The sequence below is a fragment of the Staphylococcus sp. HGB0015 genome (genome assembly GCF_000411275.1).
In the GTDB taxonomy this organism is placed as follows: Bacteria; Bacillota; Bacilli; order Staphylococcales; family Staphylococcaceae; genus Staphylococcus; species Staphylococcus schleiferi.
This window is the reverse complement of record NZ_KE150417.1, coordinates 514053-526021: the sequence shown is the minus strand read 5'-3', so window position 1 is coordinate 526021 and position 11969 is coordinate 514053. Positions and strand designations below refer to the sequence as shown.

The following is an 11969-nucleotide window of genomic DNA, read 5'->3' as shown; positions in this document are numbered from 1 at the left end:
TTTTACCCCTCCATTAATAATAGTTCTGGATTGTTTAATAAACGTTTGATGTGGTTCATAGCATTTTGACCTGTTGCACCATCGATTTGTCTATGGTCAAAGCTAAGTGATAATGCTAGTACAGGCGCTGCTACAATTTCACCATCTTTTACGATAGGTTTTTGTGCAATACGGCCAATACCTAAAATCGCAACTTCTGGGTGGTTGATAACTGGTGTAAACCATTGACCACCTGCAGAACCAATGTTACTGATTGTACATGTTGCACCTTTCATTTCGTCAGAAGTTAATTTACCATCACGCGCTTTTACAGCAAGTTCATTAATTTCATCTGAAATTTCGAACATTGATTTACGGTCTGCATTTTTAACAACAGGTACTAATAAACCTCTTTCTGTATCTGCTGCAATACCGATGTTCCAGTAATGTTTATGAACAACTTCACCTGCTTCTTCATTAAATGAAGTGTTAAGTGCTGGGTATTTTTTCAATGCAGAAACTAATGCTTTCACAACATATGGTAAGAATGTTAATTTTGTACCTTGTTCAGCAGCAATTTCTTTGAATTTCTTACGGTGATCCCATAATTCTTGAACATCAATTTCATCCATTAATGTTACGTGAGGTGCAGTATGTTTAGAGTTAACCATTGCTTTAGCAATTGCTTTACGCATTGCAGGGATTTTTTCAGTTGTTTCAGGGAATTCACCTTCAGTTGAAACTGTTGATGCTGCTGGTGCTGCAGATTCTTGAGGTGCTTCAGATGCTGATGCACTTTGTGATTCAGGTGCTGCTTGGCCACCACCATTAATGTATGCATTTACATCTTCTTTAGTAATTCTACCATTTTTACCTGTACCATTGACAGCTTTAATGTTGACATTATTATCGCGTGCATATTTACGTACAGATGGCATTGCTTTAACGTGTCTATTTTCATCGACTTCACCAGCTTCTTGAGGTGCTGCAGCTGGTTCAGCTTTTGCTTCTTCTTGAGGTGCTTCTTCTGCTTTATCAGAACCACCGTCGTGACTATGACCGCCTTTGAATTCCATTTCTTCAGCATCAGGTGCGTCAATCATTACAATTGTGTCGCCGACTACTGCAACTGTTCCTTCTTCAACAAGTACTTTTTCTACAGTACCGCTTACAGGTGATGGAATTTCAACAACTGATTTATCATTTTGTACTTCACATAATACGTCATCTTCTTCAATAGTATCTCCAGCTTTAACAAACCACTTTACGATTTCACCTTCGTGGATACCTTCACCAATATCGGGTAATCTAAATTCAAATGCCACGTTGTTTCCTCCTAAAAATCAATTTTTAATAATAAGTTGTCCACACAGATTTAGGAGAAGAAACGGCTGACCGTTTCATTCTCCATTTGTGCCTCTGTGACTTTCTCGTTTAACACATCTTCTCAATTTCTCTATTAAAATTCTAGTGTTGCTTTTGCTTGCTCAATAATATCATTTTTATTTGGTAACCAAACATTTTCTGCTTGTGTAAATGGATAAATCGTATCTGGTGCAGCTACGCGACCAATTGGCGCTTCTAATGATAAGATGGCACGTTGTGATAATTCTGATACCACGTTTGCTCCAACACCTGCTTGTTTTTGAGCTTCTTGAACAACAACCACACGACCTGTTTTTTCAGTTGATGCAACTAAAGTATCAATGTCTAATGGTTGAACTGTACGTAAGTCAATTACTTCAACTGAGTGACCTTCTTTTTCAAGTTCTTCAGCTGCTTTTAATGATTCTTGTACCATTGCACCGTATGCGATAATTGTTAAATCAGTACCTTCGCGTTTAACGTTAGCTTTACCGATTTCAATTGTATATTCTTCTTCTGGTACTTCTTCACGGAATGAACGATATAATTTCATATGTTCAAGATAAACAACAGGATCATTGCTACGGATACTTTCAATTAACAATCCTCTTGCATCATATGGACCTGATGGGATAACAACTTTCAAACCAGGAGATTGTGCTAAAACACCTTCTAAGTTATCAGCGTGCAATTCTGGTGTGTGTACGCCCCCACCAAATGGTGTACGAATTGTAACTGGTGCAGCTTTAGAGTTACCTGTACGGAAACGATGACGTGCAATTTGTCCTGCAACTGAGTCGAATACTTCAAATACGAAACCTAAGAATTGGATTTCCATAATAGGACGGTATCCTTGTGTTGTAAGACCTAACGCTAAACCACCGATTCCTGATTCAGCTAAAGGTGTATCGAATACACGGTCTTCACCGAATTCTTTTTGTAAACCCTCTGTTACACGGAATACACCGCCGTTTACACCAACGTCTTCACCAAATAACAAAGTGTTTTCGTCATTTTTAAGTTCAGTTGCTAGCGCATTATTAATCGCTTGAACCATTGTCATTTGTGCCATGGCTTACTTCGACTCCTTCTCTTTGTAGATTTCGTATTGTTCTTTAAGATTGTAAGGCATATCTTCATACATGATTTCCATTAATGAAGTTACAGTTTGTTTTTCTGTTTTATCTGCTTCTTTAATTGCAGCTTTAATTTCATTTTTAGCTTGTTCGACGACTTCATTTTCTTTGTCTTCTGACCATAAGCCTTTATTTTCTAAGAATTTTCTGAAGCGAACGAGCGGATCTTTTTTCTCCCACTCTGAATCTTCATCAGAAGTTCTATATTTAGTTGGGTCATCCCCAGCCATTGTATGTGGACCATAACGGTAAGTCATTGTTTCAATTAATGTTGGACCTTCACCATTAATTGCGCGTTCACGAGCTTCTTTAGTTGCTTGGTATACTGCTAAAGCATCCATACCGTCAACTTGAATACCAGGGATACCTACTGCAATTGCTTTTTGAGCTAATGATTTAGCTGCAGTTTGTTTATCACGTGGTGTTGAGATTGCGTAGTTGTTATTTTGAATAACAAAAATCGCAGGTACTTTGTATGCTGAAGCAAAGTTAATACCTTCATAGAAGTCACCTTGTGAAGAACCACCGTCACCAGTATAAGTGATAGCTACAGCTTTTTTACCTCGTTTTTTAAGACCTAGTGCCACACCTGCAGTTTGGATGTATTGTGCACCGATAATGATTTGTGGGCTTAACGCATTCACACCTTCAGGCATTTGGTTACCTACAAAGTGTCCACGTGAGAATAAGAATGCTTTAGTCAATGGTAAGCCATGCCAAATTAATTGTGGTACATCACGATATCCAGGAAGAATAAAGTCTTCTTGTTCTAAAGCGTATTGTGAAGCTAATTGTGAAGCTTCTTGACCAGCAGTCGGCGCGTAGAAACCAAGACGACCTTGTCTGTTCAATGAAATTGAACGTTGGTCTAAAATACGTGTCCATACCATTCTTCTCATTAATTCAACTAACTGTTCATCCGATAAATCCGGAAGTAAATCTTCGTTCGTTACATTTCCATCTGCATCTAAGATTTGAACCATCTCAAATTTCGACTCAGTATCTTTCAATACTTGTTCTGCATCGAATTGGGCTTTTAACTTAGCAGCCATGCAATTCACCATACCTTTCCCGTTTATAAATATAATTCAACTTACTTTAGTGTAACACAAAATATAAAAACTGTTAAACAGTTTTATGCAACTTCTGTAACACTTGATATAACAACAGTATAGCCAACTGTTATACTATAGAACTCAAACTGTTATATTCTATTTGTTAGCGATTTCATCAACATCTTGTTTCTCTGTTTGTACTTTTCGAATTGCTTTTGTATAGTTATCAACCTTTTTCTTCATTTCTTTTTGTGCTTTATTTAAAGCTTCTGATCGTTTATCCACTTCTTGTTGAGTACCAGAAGAATTTTTGAAATAACCAAATAAGTCTTTTTCTTTATTAATAATATTTTGATAACCTTTCACAAAATCTTTATGCTTTTTATATTTTTCTTCTAAAGCTTGGTTTAGCTGATCATATTCTTTTTTGTCATCTTTATCTTCAATTTTGTTAGATTCTTTTTTGATATTTTGGAAATCTTTCTCTGATTGCGCCATTGCTTTAGACTCTTTATCAAGTTGCTTTTCTCTTTGTGATGCATTATCTAAGAAAGCTTTAACTTTATCTTGAACTTTGCTGATATCTTTGCCACTTACTTCTTTAGAAATTTTTTCTTTTTCTTTTTCAAGTTTATTCATTTCTTTATTAATGTTTTGAATTGGCGCTTCTGCTTTTTGCATTTTTTCAAGTCCATTATTGTAGTTCTCAAAATGCTCTTTGTCATTGTTACAACCTGCTAGCAATATCGTTGCAGCCATTGCTACACCCATTGTTTTTTTGAATTTCATATTTATGGTCCTCCTTATATTGTCAATGGCTATATTAATGAAATTTCCTTCATAATTCAAATGATGCTTCGTTTTCTGCGTCAATTCATAACTCTATTTTACAAATCCTTACTATTGTAACGATTTTGAATTATTGGTTCATATCCCACTCATTTTTCATTATACCAAAACACATCGTATACAACTCAATATTACGCATTAATATATTGAACTTATCTCAAACTATTAAAAGATGTCTATTTTAAGTTTAAATTAAACTAATATGACTCTCCGTAAAAAGCGTCTTAAACCGTATTAAAAAGTGGCACTTTTTTCAATTTTTGAGATGTTAGCATGATATAGAATAAAATCACAAATTCCTTTTTAATTTTGTCAAATATTTATTGAGTAATTAAGAGTAAACGACTATCACTTTTAAGTCATTTTTTGATATATTAATAAATAAGGAAGGTGTCAAATATGTTAACAATGAAAGATATTATTAGAGATGGACATCCAACACTTCGCCAAAGATCAAAAGAAGTGGAGTTCCCATTAACTGACGAAGAACGTCAAACTTTATTAGATATGCAAACTTTTTTAAGAAATAGTCAAGATCCAGAAATTGCTGAAAAATATCAATTACGTAGTGGTGTAGGTCTTGCTGCACCTCAAATCAATGTACCTAAACGTATGTTTGCCATTTATTTACCAGATGATGGAAATGGCAATTCATATGATATGGGTATCGTCAATCCTAAAATCGTAAGCTATAGCGTACAAGACGGTTATTTACCTACAGGTGAAGGATGTCTAAGCGTTGACGAAGACGTGCCTGGTTTAGTTCACCGTCATTATCGAATCAAATTAAAAGGTTATGATATCGATGGTAACGAAATCAGTTTGAGACTTAAAGGTTATCCTGCCATTGTCGTGCAACATGAGCTCGATCATTTAGATGGCGTTTTATTCTATGATCGTATCGATCACGATAACCCACTCAAACCTAAAGATGGTGCAGTCGAAGTTTAAACATTGTCAATTGATATTCAGTAAATTCTAATTATAAATAGCAAAGCCCCAAATCTCTGATGAATTCAAGTGAGATTTGGGGTTTCGTTAAATGAGCTGATGCCTGAGACGTGGATAGGTTAAATGTATGGTGATATACATCACTGCCCTATTGAGATTATAAAAACACATCTCTTCTTTGTTTGTGTCTAATTCCTTCATCATCCAACGCCTCTTTAAGTAATTGAAAAGTTTCCATGTCTAAAAACTCTGGATCATGATGATGTCTAATAAAGTAGTGGTTATCTTGTGTTGCTTGCTCTTCTTCATATTCAAAAAACATTGTCACTTGTTCGTTTCTGACTTCGAACTGAATCTCAATTAATTTTTTGTCCTCACGATTACGTTCCTCTTTAACTTCTGTTAATAACTGCGCTACACTTTTCATCTTCATCACCTTTTTTCGGGACATTTTAAAGAGATATACCACTTATCTCATTTAGGTACTATTTTAGTTTATCACATTCCGCTTTATTTATTCGATGACTTCATGTAAAATAAAAGCAACTGGGCTGTATTTGAAATACAATACACCTCATCAAGAACGGAAATCAAAATTAGCGATGTACATGCGAGATTAAAGTGAATGAAATGATGAATTGAATGTTATTGAACACATTGTTTAATCATGATTCGGTTCATATTTTTTATTTTAAAATTCAATTTTTAACCCTGTGGCATGTAAATCGATTTATTATAAAGAGATATCCAATTTAGGAGGAACGAATTAATGTCAATTTTTAAAGTATTTTATCAACATAATCGTGATGAAGTGATCGTACGTGAAAATACACAAACGATTTATGTTGAAGCACAAACTGAAGAACAAGTTCGTCGTTATTTAAAAGAACGCAACTACAATATTGAATTCATAACTAAATTAGAGGGCGCACATTTAGAGTATGAAAAACAATCCGATCATTTTAACGTGGAGAAAGCACAATAATGAAACAACTTCAAAAAAATGAAGTGGGCGTCTATGCATTAGGCGGCTTAGGTGAAGTCGGTAAAAATACTTATGCCGTTGAATACAGAGACGAAATCGTAATCATTGATGCAGGTATCAAATTCCCTGACGATAGTTTACTTGGTATCGATTATGTTATACCAGATTATACGTATCTTGAGCAGAATCAAGATAAAATCGTGGGATTAGTAATCACACATGGTCACGAAGACCATATCGGTGGTGTGCCCTACCTGCTTAAAAAGATTAACGTACCAATTTATAGCGGACCGCTTGCATTAGGTCTGATTCGTAATAAATTAGAAGAGCATCATTTGTTACGTCAAGCTAATTTAAACGAAATCACTGAAGATACAGTGATCGAATCTAAACATTTCAAAATTAGTTTCTATCTTACAACACACAGTATTCCAGAAACTTATGGTGTCGTTGTCGATACGCCTGAAGGCAAAGTCGTACACACAGGTGACTTTAAATTTGATTTTACGCCTGTAGGTGCCCCTGCCAATATTGGTAGAATGGCAAAACTAGGTGACGAAGGGGTCCTTTGTTTACTCTCTGACTCCACGAACTCCCTTGTTCCCGATTTCACTTTAAGTGAACGTGAAGTTGGTCAAAATGTCGATAAAATTTTCCGTAATTGTACCGGACGTATTATCTTTGCAACATTTGCATCTAATATATACCGTGTCCAACAAGCGGTTGAAGCTGCTGTAAAGTACAATCGAAAAATCGTGACATTTGGTCGATCAATGGAAAACAATATTAAAATCGGTACTGAACTGGGTTATGTTAAAGCACCACCTGAAACTTTTGTAGAGCCAAGCAAAATTAATAGTATTCCAAAACACGAATTACTTATTTTGTGTACGGGTTCTCAAGGTGAGCCTATGGCCGCTTTATCTCGAATCGCTAACGGTACGCATAAACAAATTAAAATTATTCCTGAGGATACAGTTGTCTTCAGTTCTTCACCAATTCCAGGTAATACAAAAAGTATTAATCGCACGATCAATGCACTTTATCAAGCGGGCGCAGAAGTGATTCATAGTAAAATATCAAATATTCACACTTCTGGACACGGTTCACAAGGTGACCAACAATTAATGTTACGCCTTATTCGACCTAAGTTCTTCTTACCTATTCATGGTGAATATCGTATGCTAATGGCACATGGTCAAACTGGTATTGATTGTGGTGTTAAAGAAGAAAATGTTTTTATTCATGATATTGGTGATGTGCTTGCGCTTACGCGTGATAGTGCGCGTAAAGCGGGTCGTATCCCATCAGGCACAGTCCTTGTCGACGGTAGCGGTATTGGTGACATCGGCAATGTTGTTATTAGAGACCGTAAACTCTTGTCTGAAGAAGGACTTGTTATTGTCGTTGTGAGTATTGATTTTAATACGAACAAACTTTTGTCAGGCCCTGATATTATTTCACGCGGTTTTGTATATATGCGTGAGTCAGGCCAATTAATCTATGATGCACAGAAAAAAATCAAGCAAGATGTAATCAATAAATTGAATAACAATGAAAATATTCAATGGCATCAAGTTAAATCTTCTATTATTGAAACATTGCAACCTTATTTATATGAAAAAACAGCAAGAAAACCGATGATTTTACCAGTCATTATGAAAGTAAATGATAAAACAAAATAATTAAAGTCATGATATAAAAATGATAAAACAGAGGGGCATGCGATAAATCAAATTCGTAAACCCCTCTGTTGTTTTATGCTACAACAATTTTAATGCGCGTTTAAACTCAAAAAGGACGAAGTTGACATTCATGTTCCAACTTCGTCCTTTTATTTTAAAACTAATGTGCCATTTTTTTCTCAAAACGCGTTAAGTCATTATCATGACCGATAATAATTAAAATATCATCAAATTCTAATGCAATGTCTGGATCTGGCGCTACAATAATTTCTTTTCCTCGTTTAATCGCTATAATATTGATACCAAATTGAGCACGCACGTCGAGCTCAATTAATGTTTGGCCCGCCATTGTTTCACTCACTTTAATTTCAACAATAGAATGTTCGTCTGACAGCTCTAGGTAGTCTAACACTGTCGCACTTGCAACATTGTGCGCAATACGACGTCCCATGTCTCTTTCAGGGTGTACGACTGTATCGGCACCTATTTTGTTCAAAATTTTAGCATGATAATCATTTTGTGCCTTTGCCGTTACTTTTTTGACACCCAACTCTTTTAATATAAGTGTTGTCAGTGTACTTGCTTGAATGTTTTCACCAATCGCAACAATGACATGGTCAAAATTACGAATCCCTAAACTTTTCATTACCGCTTCATCCGTCGTATCTGCCACGACAGCATGTGTTGCAATATCACTATATTCATCTACGCGGTTTTCGTCTTTATCTATCGCCATAACATCCATGTCTAACGCATTTAATTCTCTAACAATACTGCCACCAAAACGCCCTAGTCCAATGACTACATATTCTTTATCCATTACAGGCCTCCTGAAGTTGATTTTACGCTAAAATATGTGCGCAATGCATGCGTGGGAAAGGGAGTGAAACAAAATCTAAAACACCTTTTAGACTTTCATTTCACTCCCATTAAAAATCTTTTCAATAGCCCTTTGGTTTACTCGACATAGCGCAAAACAATATTTTCTCAAAGAGCCACTTAATGACTTACATGCATCAATCATACTTGATTATCTCATAATATGCGCACATCAATTAATGATATTCTTATATTACTACAAATCCATGTGTTATGCATGAATGAACTGATTAAAATCAACAATCACATGTTTTTTATTTTGAGTGCGTTAGTAGCCTTTTTTATGACCTCTCACATAGTCTTTGTCAAAAACAAATAACTTCAAAATAAAGTAAAGTGAAGGAATTAAAAGCAACAGACCGCATATAAAAGCGATAGTCAATACAAGTGCCATACTATCATTCGTTACCTCATCATCTATATGAATATAAGGGTAAAGAATGTATGGTAATTTACTGAGACCATAACCGAAAAATGCTGTTCCCATTTGTAACATCACAAATAAGAATGCAATACCATGCGCCTTTTTGAGGTACGTAAGCACCCCAGCAATTAAAAATGATACGAAACTGATTATGAATAACCAGCCGTAATCAAAAACCGCTGCGTTAAAGTGTGCTTTATTTTGTATTCTTAACGATAAAAATACAAATAACGACATCAAAATCATAGGCGCGCCCCACATGAGAAACCATTTACGTAATAGTGCGTAGGCTTTCCAATCTTGAGCACGATGCGCATAGAATGTTAAAAATCCTGATGAAATATATAACACTGAAACGATAGCTAATAAAACAACCGTCCAACCGTATGGACTTAACAACAACTCTGTCCAGTTGAGATCGATACTTCCAGAAGCTGTTTTTTTAAGGAAACCACCTTCTGAAATTGTTAATGCTGTCGATAGTGCTGCAGGGATTAATAATCCTGAAATACCATATATCATTAACCAAGACAACTTACTATCTTGACCGTAGTTTTCAAATGCATAAAATGCGCCTCTTGCAGCAAGTAGAATTAATGCGATTGAACCTGGGATCAGTAAAACTGTACCATAATAGTAAGCTGTATCTGGGAAGAAACCAACAATGCCGACGAAGAAAAAGACAAAGAATACATTGGTAACTTCCCATACTGGGTTAAGATAGCGTTGTATCAAACGGTTAATATAATGAGATTGTCCAAAAAGTTTCGCATGGAGTGAAAAGAAACCCGCACCGAAATCGATAGATGCCACAATGATATAGCCGAATAAAAACAACCACAAAACAGTGATACCAATGATTTCATAACTCATCATAATTCACCTCTACTTCTTGCGATACGTTCAATATCTTCGTATGCCGCTTTATTTTTAAACATTCTTACTAATACGTATGTTGCAGAGAACAAGAGCACGAAATAGAGTATTGCAAAAAGCATAGTCACAAAAACGAGACCATTTGCATTTGTTGCTGCGTCTTGAACTTTTAAGAATCCTCTAACTATCCAAGGTTGTCGACCGAGTTCTGTTAAAAACCAACCGAATTCAATCGCTAACATTGCTGCAGGTCCAGTCAATAAAGTCGCATATAGAATCACCTTATGATGTGGATTTAATTTTTTCACCCACATCGCAATCACGTATGCGAACGAAACGACGAAACAAAAAATACCAAATGTCACCATGAGATCAAAGAAATAATGCACAATCAAAGGGGGTAACTCATCTTTTGGAAAATCGTTTAATCCTTTCACTTTCGTATCAAAGTGACTATCAGATAGAAAACTTAAGGCACCAGGAATGTGGATTGCACCTTTAACTTCCTGAGTAGACTCATCCAACACACCAAATAAAACTAAATCCGCATTAGATTCGGTATTAAAGTGCCATTCATACGCAGCAAGTTTTTCTGGTTGTTCATGGTGTAAAAATTTAGCTGATAAATCGCCTGCTAACATGGATAGCATCGTAAAAAGCAGACCTGCGATCATTGTCACTTTGAGTGCTGCTTGATGATATTGGCGATCTTTTTCCACTTTATTTTTAAGTAACTTAAATGCTGCAATACTTGCTAAAATAAAGGCCATTGTCATTACTGCAGTTGTAACAACATGGAATGAACGAACAAAGAAAGAAGCATTAAACATCGCTTCTATTGGATCAACATTGACCATTCTTCCATCTTTAAATACCATTCCTGCTGGTGTATTCATAAAAGAGTTCACTGACGTAATAAATAAAGCTGAAAACGTACCACCAATAATAACCGGAATACTAATTAAAAAATGTATCCATTGATTTTTAAAACGATTCCAAGTATATAAATAAATACTTAGAAAAATGGCTTCAAAGAAAAAGGCAAAAGTTTCCATAAATAAAGGTAATGCGATGACATGCCCACCAATTCGCATAAATGTAGGCCATAGTAATGATAACTGTAAACCAATAATTGTACCTGTTACTACACCAACGGCCACTGTAATTGTGTAACCTTTCGACCACCGTTGGGCTAATGCTATATGTTGATCACTTTTCTTTTTAATACCGATAAATTCAGCGATTGCAAAGAAAAGTGGCATACCGACGCCTATTGTTGCAAAAATAATGTGGACTGCAAGTGTCATTCCTGTCAAAAACCGACTAATATCCACTGCATCCATTTTGATTCCCTCCTTAGTTTTAAAAGTAAAGTGATTTTTATTATAAGCCCATCTTTCATAGTTTTAATATCTTTTTGTTCACTTCATACGTGACAATTTATTGACAAGACTTAAATTTGTCATTTTTAATCAAACTATAAATTTGCTTTTTGACCATTTTTAACTTATGATGAAGAACAAATTGAAAAGAAAGTTGGCTCAATTATGGCTGAAGTAATTATCTATACACAAAATGACTGTCCGCCTTGTGCGTTTGTTAAAAATTATCTCAACGAAAATCACGTTAATTTTGAAGAGCGCAACATTGCAAATACGCAATTTCGAAATGAAATGATTGACTGGGACGCATTTTCTACACCTTTTATTTTGATTGATCAGGTGCCTATGTTCCAAGTTGATTTAGATCAATTAAATCAAAAATTGGGGATTCCTACTTCATAAT

12 protein-coding genes are annotated in these 11969 nt (G+C 35.4%); 4 read left to right on the top strand and 8 right to left on the bottom strand.

The genetic code is table 11. The annotated features are described in order from the left end of the window. Positions 1 to 2 precede the first annotated feature (2 nt). From HMPREF1208_RS02445 to HMPREF1208_RS02430, 4 genes are all read right to left on the bottom strand, one after another. Entirely contained in the window at positions 3 to 1304 is a 1302-nt protein-coding gene (locus HMPREF1208_RS02445) for a dihydrolipoamide acetyltransferase family protein (RefSeq protein WP_016424762.1), read from the bottom strand. 134 nt (positions 1305 to 1438) lie between these two features. Next, positions 1439 to 2416 (bottom strand): alpha-ketoacid dehydrogenase subunit beta, encoded by a 978-nt coding sequence (locus HMPREF1208_RS02440; protein ID WP_016424761.1) that lies wholly within the window; start codon positions 2414 to 2416, stop codon positions 1439 to 1441. Between the two features lie 3 nt (positions 2417 to 2419). Next, the gene (pdhA, locus tag HMPREF1208_RS02435; RefSeq protein WP_037559090.1) at positions 2420 to 3532 is read right to left on the bottom strand and encodes a pyruvate dehydrogenase (acetyl-transferring) E1 component subunit alpha; all 1113 of its coding nucleotides are present in this window, start codon (positions 3530 to 3532) and stop codon (positions 2420 to 2422) included. A 159-nt stretch (positions 3533 to 3691) separates the two neighbouring features. Continuing rightward, positions 3692 to 4324 carry a YkyA family protein gene (locus tag HMPREF1208_RS02430; RefSeq protein ID WP_016424759.1) on the bottom strand — a complete coding sequence of 211 codons (633 nt, stop codon included), beginning with the start codon at positions 4322 to 4324 and terminating at the stop codon, positions 3692 to 3694. 459 nt (positions 4325 to 4783) lie between these two features. Here HMPREF1208_RS02430 and def point away from each other — a divergent pair, with 459 nt between their 5' ends. Beyond that, a complete protein-coding gene (gene def / locus HMPREF1208_RS02425; protein WP_016424758.1) occupies positions 4784 to 5335 on the top strand; it encodes a peptide deformylase in 552 nt (183 codons plus the stop codon). A gap of 157 nt (positions 5336 to 5492) precedes the next feature. Here def and HMPREF1208_RS02420 read toward each other — a convergent pair whose 3' ends face one another. Further along, positions 5493 to 5762, bottom strand: a complete 270-nt coding sequence (locus HMPREF1208_RS02420; protein ID WP_016424757.1) for a hypothetical protein — start codon at positions 5760 to 5762, stop codon at positions 5493 to 5495. 342 nt (positions 5763 to 6104) lie between these two features. Here HMPREF1208_RS02420 and HMPREF1208_RS02415 point away from each other — a divergent pair, with 342 nt between their 5' ends. After that, entirely contained in the window at positions 6105 to 6320 is a 216-nt protein-coding gene (locus HMPREF1208_RS02415; protein ID WP_016424756.1) for a DNA-dependent RNA polymerase subunit epsilon, read from the top strand. Continuing rightward, positions 6320 to 8005 carry a ribonuclease J1 gene (rnjA, locus tag HMPREF1208_RS02410; protein ID WP_016424755.1) on the top strand — a complete coding sequence of 562 codons (1686 nt, stop codon included), beginning with the start codon at positions 6320 to 6322 and terminating at the stop codon, positions 8003 to 8005. Before HMPREF1208_RS02415 ends, rnjA begins: the two co-directional genes overlap by 1 nt. A 160-nt stretch (positions 8006 to 8165) precedes the next feature. On the opposite strand, the gene HMPREF1208_RS02405 is transcribed toward rnjA, so the two are convergent. The 3 genes from HMPREF1208_RS02405 to HMPREF1208_RS02395 form a co-directional block, all read right to left on the bottom strand. After that, positions 8166 to 8825: a potassium channel family protein gene (locus tag HMPREF1208_RS02405; RefSeq protein ID WP_016424754.1), complete on the bottom strand. Its 660-nt coding sequence runs from the start codon at positions 8823 to 8825 to the stop codon at positions 8166 to 8168. A gap of 327 nt (positions 8826 to 9152) precedes the next feature. Further along, entirely contained in the window at positions 9153 to 10181 is a 1029-nt protein-coding gene (locus tag HMPREF1208_RS02400) for a cytochrome d ubiquinol oxidase subunit II (protein WP_037559220.1), read from the bottom strand. After that, a complete protein-coding gene (locus tag HMPREF1208_RS02395) occupies positions 10181 to 11527 on the bottom strand; it encodes a cytochrome ubiquinol oxidase subunit I (protein WP_016424752.1) in 1347 nt (448 codons plus the stop codon). The genes HMPREF1208_RS02400 and HMPREF1208_RS02395 overlap by 1 nt, the downstream gene beginning before the upstream one ends. 204 nt (positions 11528 to 11731) lie before the next feature. Between HMPREF1208_RS02395 and HMPREF1208_RS02390 the strand changes: the two genes are divergently transcribed. Continuing rightward, positions 11732 to 11968, top strand: a complete 237-nt coding sequence (locus HMPREF1208_RS02390) for a glutaredoxin family protein (protein WP_016424751.1) — start codon at positions 11732 to 11734, stop codon at positions 11966 to 11968. The last annotated feature ends 1 nt before the right edge of the window (position 11969 follow it).

Bases quoted from the DNA above. Each gene is read 5' to 3' on its own strand.
- HMPREF1208_RS02440 (WP_016424761.1), bottom strand. From the start codon at position 2,416: ATGGCACAAATGACAATGGTTCAAGCGATTAATAATGCGCTAGCAACT.
- pdhA (WP_037559090.1), bottom strand. From the start codon at position 3,532: ATGGCTGCTAAGTTAAAAGCCCAATTCGATGCAGAACAAGTATTGAAA.
- HMPREF1208_RS02430 (WP_016424759.1), bottom strand. From the start codon at position 4,324: ATGAAATTCAAAAAAACAATGGGTGTAGCAATGGCTGCAACGATATTG.
- def (WP_016424758.1), top strand. From the start codon at position 4,784: ATGTTAACAATGAAAGATATTATTAGAGATGGACATCCAACACTTCGC.
- HMPREF1208_RS02420 (WP_016424757.1), bottom strand. From the start codon at position 5,762: ATGAAAAGTGTAGCGCAGTTATTAACAGAAGTTAAAGAGGAACGTAAT.
- HMPREF1208_RS02415 (WP_016424756.1), top strand. From the start codon at position 6,105: ATGTCAATTTTTAAAGTATTTTATCAACATAATCGTGATGAAGTGATC.
- rnjA (WP_016424755.1), top strand. From the start codon at position 6,320: ATGAAACAACTTCAAAAAAATGAAGTGGGCGTCTATGCATTAGGCGGC.
- HMPREF1208_RS02405 (WP_016424754.1), bottom strand. From the start codon at position 8,825: ATGGATAAAGAATATGTAGTCATTGGACTAGGGCGTTTTGGTGGCAGT.
- HMPREF1208_RS02400 (WP_037559220.1), bottom strand. From the start codon at position 10,181: ATGAGTTATGAAATCATTGGTATCACTGTTTTGTGGTTGTTTTTATTC.
- HMPREF1208_RS02395 (WP_016424752.1), bottom strand. From the start codon at position 11,527: ATGGATGCAGTGGATATTAGTCGGTTTTTGACAGGAATGACACTTGCA.
- HMPREF1208_RS02390 (WP_016424751.1), top strand. From the start codon at position 11,732: ATGGCTGAAGTAATTATCTATACACAAAATGACTGTCCGCCTTGTGCG.